This is a genomic window from Bacillus cereus group sp. BfR-BA-01380 (genome assembly GCF_022663535.1).
Lineage (GTDB): Bacteria > Bacillota > Bacilli > Bacillales > Bacillaceae_G > Bacillus_A > Bacillus_A cereus_BB.
In genome coordinates this window covers 86,314-103,377 of record NZ_JAKUFS010000002.1, presented here as the reverse complement: position 1 = coordinate 103,377, position 17,064 = coordinate 86,314, and the positions used below count along the sequence as shown (strand labels likewise).

The following is a 17,064-nucleotide window of genomic DNA, read 5'->3' as shown; positions in this document are numbered from 1 at the left end:
ACAGTAATGCTCTCCGTACTAACAATTTAATATAACACATGTAGATCCCAGGCTATTTTATAACCTGGGATCTACTCCCTAAAAGGATGAAATCCATTCTTTTATTTTATCCATCCAGTTCCCTTTTTGTTCTTTTCCTTGTTTGTCTTCTTGACGTTTTTTCTCTTCTTTTCGCTTCATTTCTTCTTCAATGGTTTGTAATTGTTTTGTATACTCTGCTTCTGGTATGAGAGATAAATCAAAGCTTTTTTGGATTGGTTTTCCAATTGCTTTATTCATGATATCCCGAAACATCGTCGTCGTTATTTGACTCCCCGCCGGCACAAAATGTTCATTATCTGTTTTATCGTAACCAACCCAAATAGATGCAAGTAATTCTGGTGTATAGCCAACAAACCATGAATCTTTTGATCCATTATTTGATTCATCTGCTAGTTGTGTTGTACCTGTTTTTCCAGCAGTCTCTACATACTTAAGTTTCGCTTTTTTACCAGTTCCTTTCTCTACAACTCCTTTTAATAGATACGTCATCTTTTGTGCCGTTTTTTCATCTGTAACATAAATTTCTTTTTTATACCATTTCCCTACTGTATTCCCTTCACCATCTTGAATTTCCCGAATCGCATGTGCTTCCATTTGTACACCATCATTTGCAAATGTTGCGTATGCTTGTGCCATAACAAGAGGAGACGTACCTTCACTCATCCCTCCTAGCGCTAACGCATACGATTGGTCATTTTCTTGCAGTGGAATCCCAAAACGTTCTAAAGATTTCAATCCTTTTCCTAAACCAATTTGTTCTAATAGCCAAACAGCTGGTACATTATATGAATTAGCCATTGCCTCATACATCGTCACATTACCATGGTATACATTCCCGCTATTTTTTGGTTTATATTCATTCATTTCAAGCGGTTCATCTTTTAATACATCATATACCTCATATCCTTGTTCCAATGCCGGTGTATACACCGCTAGTGGTTTTAATGTGGAACCTGGCTGACGTTTTAATTGTACTGCATGATTAAACTGTAAAAATTGATACGGTCCTCTTCCGCCTACAAGGGCTGGAATACCGCCCGTTTTTGGATTCATAAGTACAACACCTGTTTGCATGATCTGATCAGAGGTAGTCTTAGGAAAATAATGATCATTATTCACAACATCTTCTGCAGCTTCTTGCATTTTTGGATTTAATTCCGTGTAAATATGATAACCACCTGATAAAATTTCATTTTGTGTCAATTTATATTTATTCATTGCCTCTCGAACAATGTAATCAACATATTGAGAGTACTTTCCTTTATATTTATCTTCGACACCTCGATGAAGTGAAAGCCCTTCATCTTTTGCTATTTGAAATTGTTTCTCTGTAATATAACCTTGTTCCTTCATTAATGAGAGAACAACATTTCTTCTTTCAATCGACTTATTAAAGTCTTTGAAAGGTGAATACGTAGAAGGGGCTTTAATTAATCCGGCTAAAGTAGCAGCTTCCGGAATTGTCAATTCCTTTACTTCTTTGTCAAAATACGTTTTTGCCGCCTTTTTAATCCCCCAAGCTCCTTCACCAAAATAAATTTGATTCAAATACATCTCTATAATTTCATCTTTTGTATATGTGCGTTCAATTTTCTTTGCAATAAAATACTCTTTAAATTTTCGTGAAAACGTCCGATCCTGTGTTAAAAATACGTTTTTAGCTAGCTGTTGTGTAATTGTACTTCCTCCAGCAACAACTTCTCCTGCTGTTATATTTTTAACAATCGCATGAAAAATTCCGCTATAATATATGCCACGGTGCTCATAAAATTTTTTATCTTCTACTGCGACAACAGCTTCCACCATAACATTTGGAATATCTTTTCGCTTAATTCCATCCGTTTTCGAAGAAGACAATGTTGCCGCTACTTCCTTATTTGCATCGTAAATAACTGTTGGCTGAGGTACTGCTTGTTTTAATGCCGAAATATCTTGGATTGTGATCATAATATTCACAAAGATAAACATGGATAAGAAAACAACGCCTATCGTTAACAATACAATTCGCAATTTTTTTCTTCTTTTGAACCACTCCTGTATCTTTTGTAAATGAGCGCTGTTCAACTTCATTCATTCACTTCCTTCTATCTTACTTTCAAATGTATATATGTACGTTATACCTTTACAAATTTTCCATGATACCGCTATAATTCGTCAAGTGTAAGCTCTCTTTATTAGTCATACTTTTTATAAAAAAGGACATTCTATAGACGAGAACATCACTAATTTTTATTAATATTGCTAATTTTTCAACATGTCTAATGTTAAGTTTTTGTAAACTTTTCGATAAAATGTTTTAAAAAACGACAGCTTTTTGATAGAATGAACTAGCCAATATGCTTTACATAACTATTTTTTGGTGGGGGTAACTATATGGTTTTCAAATCTAAGAAAGATAAATTTTCAGAAATGTTAACGAATATTTCCGAAAATTTAAAAGAAGGCGCTCAATTTTTTGTGGAGTACAAACTGAAAAACGCAAGTGATTTAAAAGAATTCTCCATGCGCATGAAAGAATATGAGTCAAAAGGCGATTCATTTATTCATGAAGTTATTATGGAATTAAACAAAGCGTTTATTACTCCAATTGAACGTGAAGACATTTTGCAACTTGCAATGAGTATGGATGATGTATTAGACGGATTAGATCATAGTGCTGGTCTATTTGAGATGTACTCTATTACAGAAGCAGATGAGTACATGATTAAGTTTGTTGATGCAATTAATCAATGTGCAATTGAAATTGCATCATCTATTGAATTGATGTCTAATAAAAAGTTGCTCGATATTCGTACAAACGCAATTAAAATTAAAGATTACGAATCAAAATGTGATGATATTCGTAGACATGCGATTAAACATTTGTTCTCTCGTGAAAAAGATCCAATTAAGATTATTCAATACAAAGAAATTTACGAAGAACTTGAAGAAGTTGCTGATAGCTGTCAAAGCGTAGCAAATGTTTTAGAAACAATTATTATGAAGAACGCATAAGGAGTTTGATCATGGATACACTCTTGATTTTAACCGTTTTAGTTGTCATTTGTGCTTTAGCTTTCGACTTTATTAACGGGTTCCATGATACAGCAAATGCTATCGCAACAGCTGTTTCAACAAAGGCTTTAAAGCCAAGGCAAGCCATTCTTATGGCATCTATTATGAACTTTTTAGGTGCAATGACATTTACGGGCGTAGCAAAGACGATTACAAAAGATATTGTTAATCCATTTAATTTACCAAATGGTTCTGTCGTTATTTTAGCAGCACTGCTTGCTGCCATCGCATGGAACTTAATTACTTGGTACTACGGAATTCCAAGTAGTTCATCTCATGCAATTATCGGCGCTATTGCTGGGGCAGCTATTGCTGCCGCTGGTGTACATTCATTAAATTATAAAGGTTTCATTAAAATTATTGAAGCTTTAATTACTTCACCAATTATCGCTTTCGTCATTGGTTACATCGTGTATAGTATTTTTAAAGTTGCCTTTAAAAACTTTAATCTGACGAAAACGAACAAAAACTTCCGTTTATTCCAAGTGTTTACAGCTGCATTGCAAGCTTACACACATGGCACAAACGATGCTCAAAAAGCGATGGGTATTATCACAATGGCACTTATTGCAAATAATTATCACACTTCAACAGATATTCCTTTTTGGGTCCAAATCGCGTGTGCGACTGCAATGGGTCTTGGTACTTCTATTGGAGGATGGAAAATTATTAAAACTGTCGGTGGACAAATTATGAAAATTCGCCCTGTAAATGGTGTAGCTGCTGATTTATCATCATCACTTGTTATTTTCGGTGCAACTTTCATTCATTTACCAGTAAGTACAACACACGTTATTTCATCTTCTATTTTAGGTGTTGGTGCTTCACATCGCGTAAAGGGTGTAAAATGGGGAACAGCAAAGCGCATGTTAATTACATGGGTTATCACACTTCCTATTTCAGCTACATTAGCAGCTTTATGCTATTACGTATTAGATCTTATTTTCTAAAAAAAGTCGTCTTCTACATAAGAAGACGACTTTTTTGTAAACACACATCGTTCTCATTCAAAACGTTGTATAATGAATGATGTATTTGCTACAAAAGAGGAGATGTTACAGTTGGAATATATTATGCTACTACTTGTTGGATTATTAGCAGGTACGATTGGAAGTCTAGTTGGTCTTGGTGGTGGAATCATTATTGTTCCTTTACTCATTGGCTTACATAGCCTTTCCCCACAATTAGCTGTCGGTACTTCAATTGTTACTGTCGTATTTACAGGTTTGGCTTCTACCCTTACTTATATGAAGCATAAACGAGTAGATTACAAAAGTGGTCTTATTTTATTTATTGGGAGTGGCCCTGGAGGGATCATCGGATCATGGGCAAATAAATTTTTAAATCAAGAATCATTTTCTTTATATTTTGGAGTCTTTCTTATTTCCGTATCGATTTTACTCATGCTACGAGATAAACTAAAACCCCTCTCCCTTTCAAGCAGTTCTACTATTAAACGTTCCTTTACAACTTCAGAAGGAGAAATCATAACCTATCAGTTTCCACCTTTTCTTGCTATCATTATTTCATTTGGTGTAGGTTTTATTTCTGGGTTATTCGGGATTGGCGGAGGTGCCTTATTAGTTCCAGCAATGATGCTTCTTTTTGCTTTTCCGGCGCAAATCGCCGTTGCTACATCCATGTTTATTGTTCTTTTATCTGCAATTGTAAATTCAGCAACTCACATCTCCCTTGGCAATGTTAGCTGGCTCTATGCCCTAGTTTTAATCCCTGGGGCATGGATTGGCGGAAAATTGGGAGCTTATATTAATACAAAATTAAGTGGTAATGCCATTATTAATTTATTACGTATTACCTTAATTATTCTCGGCACACGCCTCATTATTAGTTCCATTTTATAACGCATTCTTTTTTAGAATGCGTTTCTTTATATACATGTATAAAAAAACACACCTAAAATAATACATAATGCTGAGCAGACACATAATAAAATAAGATTAGAAACATGTAAATTCCTCAAAACAATCACTCCTATGTTTGTTGCATCTTTTTTACTTGATCCCGCTCTAACGTACAATAAGACTCCTACCGAAATAGGTAAAAATGAAACTTCCATAAGAGCTTGATTGGTTCAACTAATGAAAAATTACTATTTACTTTATCATACCGAAAAAACACAACATATACATTTACAATGCCCTAACAATATAGAAATGAGTGTTACAAATCCGATGTAATTATTACATTATATATACAATCTCATTGTTTTGAATTTACAAATATATCCTTTTTTATTTTTTTCGACGTATAAGTCGCTGCTATGCAGCAATATAACATAACCGCTACTTTCTCCTTTTGTTTTACATGTAATAGGAAACTTAACCGTTTCTATGCGCGGCCAGTTGTTCTCATCCGCCTAAAAAGAAAGGGGGGTATGTCATTTTTAACTTATATATATAAAACAATCCAATACATGCTTCTCTCATAAATGAAAAGCAGCATGTATTGGATTGTTAAAAATTCCATTAGTGTACAAGCGACCATCCCATAAAATCTTCATGAACTTGTCTTGCTCGTTTATCATTTCGATCGTATAATTCTGCATAACTATCAGTTTCTTCATCATAAGCCATCGTATAAATAATTTGTCCATCTATTTCGACTGATAGAACAACTCCGCCCTTCATTTCTTCCACATGTATCACTGCATCAGCTGAAATCCTCACATCAGTCATTTTTTCATCTAACATGGTATGCCCCCTAAAAAATATTCCTTTCTAGTACCGTTCTTACACATACACACTAAACAGTATACTACTGTAATACGGTATCTTTCGTCAATATAATTAATGGACTTTATGTAAGTGAATGTCTTTTCTACTAAATATAAAGCGAAATGCCCCTTAGCAGGACCACTCTCTTAACCTTATAATACAAATCTTACTACTTATAAGTGATTTGATAAAGTGAAACTTCCATCAGTGGAGAGCTTTTTCATCTCCCACTGATGGTTAGCCCGCCCAATCGGGCGCATGCCAGCAGTTATCCCCCACCTATCTTCTTTAGAAAAGCGGAAGCGGCTCGCTCAGAATCGCAGGACGCCCACGCCCCTGACAGAGAGGTGCTTTTTGCCTCGTCCGAGGGGGGCGAAACGACCCGAGATTCTAGCCGCTAGAGCTGGACAACGTTTCTCTCTGAATCTTGAGGTGGGGGTCTTACTGCCCACGAATAGCGGGATAAAGCTATATCCACTTTGATTTTTCAACATATACGTCGCAGCTGTGCAGAACAAAACATGACCTACACGTGGCAGAAAAAGGTCTTGATCGCTTCTATGCATGACTAGTTGCTCTCGTCCACCTAAAAAGAAAAGGGTTTTATGTCGTTTTTTCAAAATAGATTTATATATACAGTCGCCTCTATCTGTATCAAGTATAGTCTTATATAAACACTTCCTCTATAATGAAATTAAAAGCAAAATATAAAGAGGTGCTTACATTGATTTTACATAAGGGAGAAATATTATTTCGCCAAGGGGAGGAAGGCCCTCTATATTTTATAAAAAGCGGTTTATTAAAAGTCGTTCGTGTCCAAGAAGATGGCACACCTTTTTTATTTAATATTATTGTTCCAGGTGAAACAATTCCTCATCACTCTTTAATCTCACCAAAAGAATATCATGGTACTGCAATTGCTTTAATTAAAACAGAAGTAACACCAATTACATGCAAAACATGGTATGAACAATTACAAACAACTCCTGAATCTTATGCCGAGATCGCCCTTCAGCTGCAAACAAAATTACGCATGATGCAGCAGCGTATCGACCAACTTACAACTGTCTCACCAAAAGAACGCCTTGATCGTTTACAAGAATGGTTCGCAACATATTTAGGTGATATCCCTATTTATGAAATCTTAACGCAAACGGAAATCGGGCAATTAATTGGCATTCGCCGTGAAACAGTAAATCGTTTTCTTCGAGAACAAACAAAAAACGAGGTGAACTAACACCTCGTTCTTTCTAATTACTGTAAGCTTGCTGCTGGTCCGAAAAATTCAAAGTGAATATGCTCTGATGAAACGCCCCATTCTGTCAAAGCTGCATGAATATGCTTCATAAATGGTACTGGTCCGCAAAAATAGAAATCTGCTTCAGTAGAAGGAATAATAGTTTGTAACCACGCTAAATCAACAAATCCTTCTTTATCATAGTTTTTTGCTTTCTTATCTTGCTCAGTTGGTGCCGAGTAGCAAGTATATGCTTTTACCTGTTCATGTTCTTTTGCTATATTTGCAACATACTCTTTCATTGCGTGTACATCGCTGTTTAACGCACCGTGAATAAAGTATACATTGCGGTTTGGCGATTGCTGAATTAATGTATTTAACATACTCATCATCGGTGTAATTCCTACACCACCACTAATTAACACAACTGGTAATTGTGAATCCATATTAAGTACAAAATCTCCTGCTGGTGCACTTAACGGTAAAATATCTCCTTCTTTTACATGATCATGTAAATAATTAGATACCACTCCCTCTTGACTTTCCATACTTTTCTCACGTTTTACACTAATACGATAATAATCTTTTCCAGGAGCATCGGATAAACTGTACTGACGGTTATGTGTATATGTTTCCCCTTCAATATTTAGCTGTACGCTTACATACTGTCCTGGCAAAAATGAAGATAGTGACCCTTTATCTTCTGGCTTCAAATAAAATGATGTAATCACATCACTCTCTTTTTCTTTTTTCACGACGATAAAGTTACGGAAATCTTTCCAACCACCCGCTTTTTCTGCCGCTTCTTCATACATCTCTGCTTCTATACTAATAAATGCATCAGCAATTACGCCATAAGCTTCTCCCCAAGCATCTAATACTTCTTGCGGCGCATGAGCTACTTCTTTAATTGCTTGCAATAAGCATTTTCCAACAATCGGATAGTGTTCAGCTTTAATACCTAAGCTGCGATGCTTGTGTCCTATTTGTTTTACAACTGGAATAATTACTGCTAAATTATCAATATAATTAGCAGCTGCATATACTGCATTTGCTAAAGCTTGTTGCTGTCTTCCTTTTTTTTGATTTGTATGGTTAAAAATATTTAATAGTTCAGGATGCTCAGAAAACATGATTTGATAAAAACGTGTTGTAATCTCTACACCCTTTTCTTGTAATAACGGTACAGTTGATTTTACGATTTCAATTGTTTTTGCACTTAACATACTATTCACTCCTCTATTTCTTTATCTACCTCTATTTTATAGGATACCCAAAATAGAGGTTGTGATTTTAATCACTATAAACATGATGTTTTTGTGAAAAACATCATAAAGTGAACCTTTAATCTATCTTCTGTACTTGTCTCTCTATCTTGACGTGGTGGCTTACTGCCCAAAAGTAGCGAAATAATAAAAAGACATACTAAGTATGCCTTTTTACGGTGCTTTCAATGCCTGTTCAATTACTTTTACGTCTTTTCCATTTCCAAACTCTGTATAGCCCCAAATGTTCGTTTCACCTGTATATTTATTTACAATAATATCGAGATCATGATACACACGATGGGCATAAACAATACATTCGATATTCCGAGTAGTTACTCCCTTTTTCAAAATTTCATAACTTCGTTTCACATCTCGTTTTATTTGATTGTTTTTCACTTTCTTCTCAAAATCTTTTAAAGCATTCTCCTGTTCTTGAAACCATTTCATGAAATGGTACCAATCTCCATCTGTATACTTTTCTGCTTTTCCATAATTTAAGAAGTTATTGTAGCTTTCATGTGTTGTACCGATAAATTGTAGTACTTCTTTCGTCTCATCCACATTTTCTACTTTTGGTATCGATGCTACACCAACTGGCTTACTTGCATAGTGTATAAAAAATTTGCTTAAGCCGTAACTAGCGATTCCCATGGCAAGAAGAATTCCAAGTATACTCCACATTTTTTTCATACACCTTACCCCTTTGCTTTATGAATATTACATTTATTTATCCCGCTATTTTGGGGCAGTAATACTCCCGCCTCAAAATTCAGCGGAAGCAAAGAAGTTAGGCGGGAGATAAACTGCCCGTAAAAGCCCGATTGGTGAGGGATGATAATCAGTGGGGGATGAAGAAAACCCCCACTGATTAAAGTTTCACTTTATTAGAAGTGTAATGTTTGTAATATTCTACAAAAAAATAAGGGTTCCTGTATAAATAGTTCTTACCATTTCGACAATGTTTTTCTACAAATTACGTGTCGGAAGTTGATTTTGCAAGATAGTTGTTCCTTGATATGTAGCATATCCGAGTACTACAAGTAGTAATACATACAAAATGAATATACTTATATGAGTTTTCATATTTGCAGAATAGTACTTTTCATGCTGTTCTTTTTCTTCTTCCCACTTATGTAAATTTCGCTCTGACACTGCTATTACCTCTTGCATCAATAAAAGATACTGTTCTCTTTCCTCTTCATACGGTACGTAATCTAGTGGTTCAAATTTAGGATGCAAGTAATCTAATGCCATTTTAATTTAGACAACAGAAAAACACCAACTGCTGCAATAATCCCCCATAATCCTTTTGTATTTTGTTTCATATTCCTCTCCTTACCGATAATCTTTTTTTCTTATTATGTCATATTTTTTAAGTTTATTGGAAACTATCGTTTATTTCCTCCATTTTTAGCCAATACTATACATGCAAGGAGGTGAAAACGGTGACACTGCAATCTGTTATGATCGGCGCCTTATCTTTTCTAGCTTCTATGCTAATTTTTTATACTGTTGGACATGTATTACTTTTAGATTGGCTACCCGACAATATTTTTATTAGCTCTATTATCCTTTCTGCACTTATTATCGCTTATTTTATTACGCGAAAATCCATGAGTGAGCCTTCAACAAAAACAAAATAAAAGAGTGATGGTGTCTTATCACTCTTTTTCTCATTTCCTAGAATAACCATTATCTCTCTAACTGCATCTTCTCTCCATATTCTTTCACTATTTGAATAATATTTTGAAACGCACCTATCTCTTCTTTTTTATGATTCAATACTTTTAGGTTGTATTGATCATAATACGCTTCTAACATTTTTAATTGAGATGATGATATACCGCTAACAGGAACAACAAAGTTCACTTCATATTGTTTATATCCTTCTTTCACTAACTCACCTTGTACTTGTTCACTTTTTTCTTTATTTATTATCTTTTGTACTTTCGAAGGAAATTGTAATTGAAAATAATAGTTTTTTTCTTTTTTCAGCTTTTTATATAATGCATCTGAAATCGTATAATATACCGTATAATACACTGTATTTTCCTTTGTTTTAATATGAAAACGAGTAATTTGTAAATCTTTTTTAGTGATTTCAGTTATAGCTGATTGTTGTTCGTCATCATTTTGTGTTAAAGGTGCTGACGGAAATAAAGAAAGCAGTTTTTCGGTATCCACTTTTGATATAAGATAAAAACTTTTTGGATCCGCTTCTTTTTGTAACCACCCTGTTCTCGCTTCTGTACGAAGCCAAGCTTTATATTTTTCTTCTTGTCCATTTTTCTTAATTGTAATTACATATTCGGGTTCACCTAATTCACCGATCACATTTTGTTTCTCTGCTTTACTTATAATATTAGCCGCTATTTTTGCTTTTTCATCCTTCAATATTGTTTCTTTTTTCCCTACTAGAGATACAATTACTTCTACATTCTCTTCCATAATACGCCCCGCTTCTTTTGTTAATTTTTCACTTCGTTCTATTTTCTCATCCGTTTGATTACATGCCACTAATAAAAAAAGAAAGAACATGAATAACCATTTTTTTCGCATAGCTCTCATCCTCATTCCTCAAAATAAGCAAAACTTATTGTCCTCCGAAGAAAACAAAATCAATCTAACAAATTAAATTCGATATAATATACATGAAAAGGAGGTTACAACATGCCGATAGATTTTCATAGTTCAGACAACAAATATACGTATACCAATCGTCAAGCAGCAGATTCATGGACACATATGATACAAAACATTGTAGATGTCAAAGAAAAAAGAGTGATTGATATTGGATGCGGCGGTGGTATTTATACGAAACAACTCGCTATGATGGGTGCAGCTGAAGTAGTTGGTGTTGATTTTTCAAATCAGATGATCCAAGCTGCCAAAGAAAACTGTACTCATATATCAAATATTTCCTTTATACAAGGTGACGCTTATCATATCCCTTTTGCAAATGAAACATTTGATATTGTTATATCGCGAGCTGTTATTCATCATCTAGATCATATTCCGAAATTTCTTCAAGAAGCATATCGTATTTTAAAACGAAGCGGGATTCTTATTCTCCAAGATCGGACAATTGAAGACTGCACGATTCCAGGAAGTCCAGAACATATTCGCGGCTATTTCTTTTCTTGCTATCCAAAATTAATCCAGATAGAAGCAAAACGAAGACCGGAAACAAATCAAGTACTACATTCGTTACATGATAACGGCTTTCAGACAAATCCGATTCAAACTTTTTGGGAAGTTCGTAAAATCCATCCTTCAATTGAGGATTTACTTCAAGACTTATCACCACGTACTGGTCGTTCTATTCTCCATGAATTATCAAACAATGAACTTTCTGGGTTATTACAACATATTCACTCTAAACTTTACGATAAATCTCCTATTATAGAACAAGATCGCTGGACAATTTGGACAGCCGTGAAATAGTAACAAGCCTCACATAATGTGAGGCTTGTTACTATTTCATAACCTTGTTCGGCAACACTCTTGATATCCACCATTTCTTGCCTGTGCACTACCACACTTCGTACATACTAAAAATCTGGATTGATTTGCAAACAAACTACCTTTATCAAAAAGTAACACTCCTGCCTGTTTAAGCGAACGAGAATAATATAACCATATAAAACCACAAATTGCAGTAATACATAACAATACACCCATTACAAGCATTTTCGTCACCTCTGCTTCGTTTGTTCTTTCCAGCAAGTGGATGATTACATTATTCTCTATAATAAACAATAAATCCTTCTTTTCGTCATAAAATAAAGTGAAACTTCCCTTAGGGCGAAATGAAAGTAAATGTATAATAAATAAAAAATTTTATAATTCCCATAAAAGATTTACGATTTTTTAATAAAATAAAACGTTGTCCTTCTAATACAATAAAAATACTAGAATATGTAAAGGAGTGACAACATGTTTACCTTTCTTACGTATATCCCTTTTCTTATTTCTATAACTCTTTCTTCCTTTTTTTCCACTTCAGAATCCCCTGAAATACCTGTACAAATCATTGGATTAAACGATTTACACGGACAAATCAACACAACTACAACGCTGCATGGTAAGCCCGCCGGTCGCGCTGACTACATAGCCTCCTATATCAACGCCTATAAACAACAATTTCCAAATACCTTGCTTGTTCATACTGGTGATATGATTGGTGGAAGTCCCCCCATTTCAGCTCTCTTTCAAGATGAGCCAACAATAGAATTTTTAAATATGCTACAATTTGACGTTGGAACAATTGGTAATCATGAGTTTGATGAAGGAGTAGGAGAGCTAAAACGACTAATTGATGGTGGCTTTCATCCAAAAACCGGTATGTTTCCAGGTAGTTCTTTCCCTTATGTTTGTGCAAATGTACTAAATGCTAACACAAATAAACCTCTATTCCCACCATATGCAATAAAATGGATTGATGGTATTCCTATTGCTTTTATTGGCGTCGTTACAAAAGAAACACCTTTTCTTACGATGCAAAGCGATATGTCGGCAGTCACTTTTATAGATGAAGCTACTGCTGTTCAAACGTACGTACGAGAGTTACAGCAAAAAGGCATCCATGCTATTATCGTTCTTGCTCATCTAGATGGTAAGACAACAGATGGAATTACCTACGGGCCACTTGCTAATTTAGCCAGTAAACTTGATGATGATGTAGATATATTATTTGGTGGACACAATCATTCTTATATGAATGGGTATGTAAATGGAAAATTACTTGTTGAAGCGTATTCTTACGGAAGAGCTTTTGCGAATGTGCAGTTCACAATTAATCGTAAAACGAAAGATATTACAAAAAAAACGGCAAAGATTATTCCCACTTATCATGATCAAATGCAACCTAATCCAATCATCCAAACATGGCTCCAAAGCTATCAAACAAAAATAGCTCCATTAACCGAGCAAGTACTTGGAAAAAATATACATGAACTGACGCGAGATCAAAATAAAGACGGAGAAGCAGATCTTGGTGCTCTTCTTGCTGCATCGCAACGTCAAGCCATGCAAGCTGACATTGCATTTGTCAATCCAGGGAGTATTCGCCATGATTTACCAGCTGGTTTCATCACATGGGAAAACACCTTTCTCGTCCAACCTTTTGAAAATAAACTCATTAAAATGGACCTAACTGGTAGAGAAATTCAAAGTGCATTGCACGAACAATGGGATGATGAAATACGTATGTTACAAGTATCTGGAATTCGTTACATATGGAGAAAAAATGGGATAGAATCAATTACACTAGAAAATGGTGAGCCACTCCAAGATCATACAACATACTCTGTCGTAGTCAATTCTTTCCTAGCAAATGGGGGAGATAAGTTTACAATATTTCAAAAAGGACGAAATCGCGTTGAAGGCCCGACAGATCAAGAAGCACTCGCAAATTTCATCCGTTCTAATCCATCTTTAGAAAATGTTCAAATGAATCATATTCAAAAAATACAGTGAATGCTTGCAAACTAAAAAAGGCTTCTCTACAGCCTTTTTTAGTTTGCAAGCTGATGACGAAACGCATAAATAACTGCTTGTGTTCGATCACTTACATGTAATTTATTTAAAATATTACTTACATGCGTCTTCACTGTTTTTAAAGCAATAAATAGTTCATCCGCAATTTCTTGATTACTCTTTCCCTCGGCAATCAATAATAAAATTTCAAGTTCTCGTTCTGTTAACTCTTCATGCAGCGGCTGTTCCTTCTTTTGACGCATACGTGACATCATTTTTCCGGTAACTTTCGGTTCGAGTACCGTTTCCCCATCGTATGTCGCTCGAACTGCATCTGCTATATCACTTGCTCTAGATGTTTTTAACAAATAACTAGTTGCACCAGCTTCAATAACTGGATATAACTTTTCATCATCTAAGAAACTTGTCACAACAACAATTTTTGCTTCTGGCCATTCTTGAATAATCGCTCGCGTTGCCTCAACACCATCCATTTCATCCATGACAAGATCCATTAAAATAATATCTGGTTTTAGCATTAGTGCTAATTCTGAACCTTTTCTTCCATTTTCCGCTTCTCCTACAACTTCAATGTCCGGCTGAGTCGATAAATACGCTGATACACCCATACGAACCATTTCATGGTCGTCAACAAGCAATACTTTAATCATCTTGTTCCTCCCCTCTTTCTAAAAGAATTGGCACTTTCACCTCAATTTGCGTCCCTTTATTCGGAAAACTTAATACCTTTAAAGTTCCGCCAATTTCATGAACGCGCTCTTGCATAGAGCGAAGCCCATATGACCCTGCTTTATTTACTCCTACTTCAAAGCCTACGCCATCATCAATAATTTTTAAAATTGCATATTCGTCAATTTGGCGCAACCTCACTTCTGTTTTCTTCGCTTTTGCATGCCGCAATGTATTGGACAGTGCTTCTTGTACAATACGGAATAAGTGATCTTCTACACCTTTTTTCAATTGAATTGGCTCAATCAACCATTCAATCTTCATATGTTGTTTTCTTGAAAGCTCTGTTAATAATTCTTCAATGCCTTCTGTTAACTTTTTACCTTCTAATTGGACAGGACGTAAATGAAGAAGCAACGCTCTCATTTCTGATTGAGCGTTTACAACCATATTTTCAACAAGTTGTAATTGTTTTTGAGTACCCTCTGGTATGTGAGCGGTTTGCTCATTAATTGCTGACATCATCATCGACATCGCAAAGAGCTGTTGACTTACAGAGTCATGAAGCTCTCTAGCTAGACGATGCCGCTCCTCTGAAATGGCCTGCTGCCTCATCTCTTCATTCCAATGCGCTCGTTCATTCGTTACTTTTTGAAATAATCCTGCTTGCTCTTCTAAACGTCTAGCAAGCGAAATTACCTTCCGTTCTACTTCATGAAATTCATCTTCTCCAGTAAACGAAGCATCTCTTGGAAAGTTTCCTCGTTCTACTTCAAATAAAAAAGTCGTTAAGCCTTGAATACGCTGCTGCATATAATAACCAATTGCATACCCAACAATTCCACCAATGAGAAGACTCGTACAGATAATAAACAAACTAACGGGAACAGAAGCAATCGATTCTTTCCATAATAAATCATATACATCTTGCTGGCTTTTCCATACATAAACGATGGTACAAATAAGTGCAATACTAATAGAAGATAAAATCGAGTACCGGATATACATCCATGAAATGTTCTTTTGTTTTTTCATTATACTTTCCTCACTTCCGTATCGCCTACGATAAGCGAAGAAATAATTTTAATACGGCGAGGAGCTTCTTTATACTGTTCCGTTCTAAACTTCACATTACGGTTAAAGCCTGTTTCTTCATACGATGGAAGCAAAATTCTTCCAACAATAACAGAATGATTTAAAGATAGTTCAATGTCATACGGAACATACAAACGAATATTACCAATCACACCGCGAATGACAATGACAGTTTCGCCTTCTGGAATCATAGCTGTTGTTAGATCAATTTCAACATCACCGATTCCATATTGAACATTAACATCTTCTAACTCATAAATATGATCCATTATTCGTACGTTACCAACCATTATATTCTTTATATACGGTTCTGTTCGATAGATTGGTTTTTCTTCATTTATATATTCTTTTTCCTTAATTTCAACCTGTACCGTTTTTGTCTTCTGCTGGCCCTGCATCAGCTGATAACCAATGAAAGCTAAGCAAGTAAATAAAACGAGAACGAAGGCTGCTGATGAAAATAGGAAAAATAAGAAAACAATTCCCCCAACAAATAAACACACATTCCCTCTCACATATCGATTCTTTTTTCGATAATGCCTTCCAAACATAATCATAATAAATGCAAAAATAAGAGCACCAGGCTCAAAATGCCCAAGAATCATATCGAGAAAAAGACCGAATCCAAATATGACGAGGAGCATCCCTAATAATTGTGTTTTCGAAAATTGTTTCTTCATTGCAGCTCCCCCTTCTTCATTATATATACATAGAAGAAAAAGGCATTGTATTCCAACACCTTTTCTTCTATCACTATATCATAAGCTCGTTTTATAATATACTACAATTATTTTATTACTTATTTGTCTAAAGATACTTCTTTTTTCTCTTTCATTTCGCGTTCAAGCTTTGCAATTTTCATATCAAATGTGTCACGTTCATAACCTTCATTCATGCGAAACTCTAAATCACGAATGTGATTTTCAATTTCTTCGAAGCGTAAAAATGGGTTATTTTCATCCATCTTATGAAGAGCCGTATTCATACGACGGTTCGCATGTGCCATATTTTCGCGTGCCATTAATTCCATACGTTTTGCATGCATTTCTTTTAATTTATTTTTCATTTCAGATAGACGACGTTCTAGCTCATCTATTTGGTCTACAACTCCTGCATACATTTCTTCTAATCGAGCTACTTGCCCTTCGTAGTATGCGACTTCTTCTAATGCACGTTCATGTAATTGTATTTCTCCTGCTTCCTTTGCAATTACAGCTTGCTTGGATCTCTTATTTACGAAATAACGCGCCTCTTCAAGCTCACGAGCAAAGTTAGATTTTAATGTTTTGTGACGCTCAATTAACTTTTCAATTTTTGTTACTTCACGTTCACTATTACGTAAATATTGATTTAACATCGCAATTGGATTTTTTCTTTCTTTCTCGTCTAACACATCATGAAAATCTGCAAGTATTGCATCACGTACACGTCCGAATAATGATTGTTTCATTTTTAATCTTCCTCT

At 35.1% G+C, this 17,064-nt stretch carries 18 protein-coding genes; 7 read left to right on the top strand and 11 right to left on the bottom strand.

All coding sequences use genetic code 11. The features are described from left to right. Nucleotides 1-78 precede the first annotated feature (78 nt). Nucleotides 79-2,112, bottom strand: a complete 2,034-nt coding sequence (locus tag MR076_RS02330) for a transglycosylase domain-containing protein (RefSeq protein WP_242217196.1) — start codon at nucleotides 2,110-2,112, stop codon at nucleotides 79-81. Between the two features lie 303 nt (nucleotides 2,113-2,415). Here MR076_RS02330 and MR076_RS02325 point away from each other — a divergent pair, with 303 nt between their 5' ends. From MR076_RS02325 to MR076_RS02315, 3 genes are all read left to right on the top strand, one after another. After that, the gene (locus tag MR076_RS02325; protein ID WP_242217194.1) at nucleotides 2,416-3,036 is read left to right on the top strand and encodes a DUF47 domain-containing protein; all 621 of its coding nucleotides are present in this window, start codon (nucleotides 2,416-2,418) and stop codon (nucleotides 3,034-3,036) included. 11 nt (nucleotides 3,037-3,047) lie between these two features. Next, a complete protein-coding gene (locus MR076_RS02320; protein ID WP_242217192.1) occupies nucleotides 3,048-4,046 on the top strand; it encodes an inorganic phosphate transporter in 999 nt (332 codons plus the stop codon). 111 nt (nucleotides 4,047-4,157) lie between these two features. Continuing rightward, complete coding sequence (locus MR076_RS02315) at nucleotides 4,158-4,958, top strand: sulfite exporter TauE/SafE family protein (RefSeq protein WP_242217190.1); 801 nt, start codon at nucleotides 4,158-4,160, stop codon at nucleotides 4,956-4,958. Between the two features lie 624 nt (nucleotides 4,959-5,582). Here the strand turns inward: MR076_RS02315 and MR076_RS02310 are convergent. Further along, entirely contained in the window at nucleotides 5,583-5,807 is a 225-nt protein-coding gene (locus MR076_RS02310; protein WP_098915386.1) for a hypothetical protein, read from the bottom strand. A 748-nt stretch (nucleotides 5,808-6,555) separates the two neighbouring features. Between MR076_RS02310 and MR076_RS02305 the strand changes: the two genes are divergently transcribed. After that, nucleotides 6,556-7,068 carry a Crp/Fnr family transcriptional regulator gene (locus MR076_RS02305; RefSeq protein WP_242217188.1) on the top strand — a complete coding sequence of 171 codons (513 nt, stop codon included), beginning with the start codon at nucleotides 6,556-6,558 and terminating at the stop codon, nucleotides 7,066-7,068. A 17-nt stretch (nucleotides 7,069-7,085) separates the two neighbouring features. Here MR076_RS02305 and hmpA read toward each other — a convergent pair whose 3' ends face one another. The 3 genes from hmpA to MR076_RS02290 all read right to left on the bottom strand — a co-directional run bounded on the left by hmpA (nucleotide 7,086) and on the right by MR076_RS02290 (nucleotide 9,590). Then, complete coding sequence (gene hmpA, locus MR076_RS02300) at nucleotides 7,086-8,294, bottom strand: NO-inducible flavohemoprotein (protein ID WP_242217187.1); 1,209 nt, start codon at nucleotides 8,292-8,294, stop codon at nucleotides 7,086-7,088. A gap of 213 nt (nucleotides 8,295-8,507) precedes the next feature. Beyond that, nucleotides 8,508-9,026, bottom strand: coding sequence for a hypothetical protein (locus MR076_RS02295; RefSeq protein WP_242217184.1), 519 nt, complete (start codon nucleotides 9,024-9,026; stop codon nucleotides 8,508-8,510). Between the two features lie 276 nt (nucleotides 9,027-9,302). Next, nucleotides 9,303-9,590, bottom strand: coding sequence for a hypothetical protein (locus MR076_RS02290; RefSeq protein WP_242217182.1), 288 nt, complete (start codon nucleotides 9,588-9,590; stop codon nucleotides 9,303-9,305). A gap of 191 nt (nucleotides 9,591-9,781) precedes the next feature. Here MR076_RS02290 and MR076_RS02285 point away from each other — a divergent pair, with 191 nt between their 5' ends. Further along, nucleotides 9,782-9,979: a hypothetical protein gene (locus MR076_RS02285; RefSeq protein WP_020060182.1), complete on the top strand. Its 198-nt coding sequence runs from the start codon at nucleotides 9,782-9,784 to the stop codon at nucleotides 9,977-9,979. 49 nt (nucleotides 9,980-10,028) lie between these two features. On the opposite strand, the gene MR076_RS02280 is transcribed toward MR076_RS02285, so the two are convergent. Continuing rightward, on the bottom strand, nucleotides 10,029-10,895 hold the full coding sequence (locus MR076_RS02280; RefSeq protein ID WP_242217180.1) for a YhfM domain-containing protein: 867 nt from the start codon (nucleotides 10,893-10,895) through the stop codon (nucleotides 10,029-10,031). Nucleotides 10,896-11,006: 111 nt separating this feature from the next. Between MR076_RS02280 and MR076_RS02275 the strand changes: the two genes are divergently transcribed. After that, complete coding sequence (locus MR076_RS02275; protein ID WP_242217178.1) at nucleotides 11,007-11,780, top strand: class I SAM-dependent methyltransferase; 774 nt, start codon at nucleotides 11,007-11,009, stop codon at nucleotides 11,778-11,780. Between the two features lie 36 nt (nucleotides 11,781-11,816). Here the strand turns inward: MR076_RS02275 and MR076_RS02270 are convergent, their stop codons facing one another. Continuing rightward, nucleotides 11,817-12,026, bottom strand: a complete 210-nt coding sequence (locus MR076_RS02270; RefSeq protein ID WP_242217559.1) for a hypothetical protein — start codon at nucleotides 12,024-12,026, stop codon at nucleotides 11,817-11,819. 246 nt (nucleotides 12,027-12,272) lie between these two features. On the opposite strand from MR076_RS02270, the gene MR076_RS02265 reads away from it, so the two are divergent. After that, on the top strand, nucleotides 12,273-13,814 hold the full coding sequence (locus MR076_RS02265) for a bifunctional metallophosphatase/5'-nucleotidase (RefSeq protein ID WP_242217176.1): 1,542 nt from the start codon (nucleotides 12,273-12,275) through the stop codon (nucleotides 13,812-13,814). A 38-nt stretch (nucleotides 13,815-13,852) separates the two neighbouring features. Here MR076_RS02265 and MR076_RS02260 read toward each other — a convergent pair whose 3' ends face one another. From MR076_RS02260 to MR076_RS02245, 4 genes are all read right to left on the bottom strand, one after another. Then, complete coding sequence (locus MR076_RS02260) at nucleotides 13,853-14,485, bottom strand: response regulator (protein WP_242217175.1); 633 nt, start codon at nucleotides 14,483-14,485, stop codon at nucleotides 13,853-13,855. Then, the gene (locus MR076_RS02255; protein WP_242217173.1) at nucleotides 14,478-15,539 is read right to left on the bottom strand and encodes a sensor histidine kinase; all 1,062 of its coding nucleotides are present in this window, start codon (nucleotides 15,537-15,539) and stop codon (nucleotides 14,478-14,480) included. Before MR076_RS02255 ends, MR076_RS02260 begins: the two co-directional genes overlap by 8 nt. Beyond that, the gene (gene liaF, locus MR076_RS02250; protein WP_242217171.1) at nucleotides 15,539-16,279 is read right to left on the bottom strand and encodes a cell wall-active antibiotics response protein LiaF; all 741 of its coding nucleotides are present in this window, start codon (nucleotides 16,277-16,279) and stop codon (nucleotides 15,539-15,541) included. The genes MR076_RS02255 and liaF overlap by 1 nt, the downstream gene beginning before the upstream one ends. A 119-nt stretch (nucleotides 16,280-16,398) precedes the next feature. Continuing rightward, on the bottom strand, nucleotides 16,399-17,049 hold the full coding sequence (locus MR076_RS02245; RefSeq protein ID WP_242217169.1) for a PspA/IM30 family protein: 651 nt from the start codon (nucleotides 17,047-17,049) through the stop codon (nucleotides 16,399-16,401). Nucleotides 17,050-17,064: the final 15 nt, after the last annotated feature.

Coding starts and splice junctions, on each gene's coding strand:
- MR076_RS02330 (WP_242217196.1), bottom strand. CDS start 2,112: ATGAAGTTGAACAGCGCTCATTTACAAAAGATACAGGAGTGGTTCAAA.
- MR076_RS02325 (WP_242217194.1), top strand. CDS start 2,416: ATGGTTTTCAAATCTAAGAAAGATAAATTTTCAGAAATGTTAACGAAT.
- MR076_RS02320 (WP_242217192.1), top strand. CDS start 3,048: ATGGATACACTCTTGATTTTAACCGTTTTAGTTGTCATTTGTGCTTTA.
- MR076_RS02310 (WP_098915386.1), bottom strand. CDS start 5,807: ATGTTAGATGAAAAAATGACTGATGTGAGGATTTCAGCTGATGCAGTG.
- hmpA (WP_242217187.1), bottom strand. CDS start 8,294: ATGTTAAGTGCAAAAACAATTGAAATCGTAAAATCAACTGTACCGTTA.
- MR076_RS02295 (WP_242217184.1), bottom strand. CDS start 9,026: ATGAAAAAAATGTGGAGTATACTTGGAATTCTTCTTGCCATGGGAATC.
- MR076_RS02290 (WP_242217182.1), bottom strand. CDS start 9,590: ATGGCATTAGATTACTTGCATCCTAAATTTGAACCACTAGATTACGTA.
- MR076_RS02280 (WP_242217180.1), bottom strand. CDS start 10,895: ATGCGAAAAAAATGGTTATTCATGTTCTTTCTTTTTTTATTAGTGGCA.
- MR076_RS02275 (WP_242217178.1), top strand. CDS start 11,007: ATGCCGATAGATTTTCATAGTTCAGACAACAAATATACGTATACCAAT.
- MR076_RS02270 (WP_242217559.1), bottom strand. CDS start 12,026: ATGCTTGTAATGGGTGTATTGTTATGTATTACTGCAATTTGTGGTTTT.
- MR076_RS02265 (WP_242217176.1), top strand. CDS start 12,273: ATGTTTACCTTTCTTACGTATATCCCTTTTCTTATTTCTATAACTCTT.
- MR076_RS02260 (WP_242217175.1), bottom strand. CDS start 14,485: ATGATTAAAGTATTGCTTGTTGACGACCATGAAATGGTTCGTATGGGT.
- MR076_RS02255 (WP_242217173.1), bottom strand. CDS start 15,539: ATGAAAAAACAAAAGAACATTTCATGGATGTATATCCGGTACTCGATT.
- liaF (WP_242217171.1), bottom strand. CDS start 16,279: ATGAAGAAACAATTTTCGAAAACACAATTATTAGGGATGCTCCTCGTC.
- MR076_RS02245 (WP_242217169.1), bottom strand. CDS start 17,049: ATGAAACAATCATTATTCGGACGTGTACGTGATGCAATACTTGCAGAT.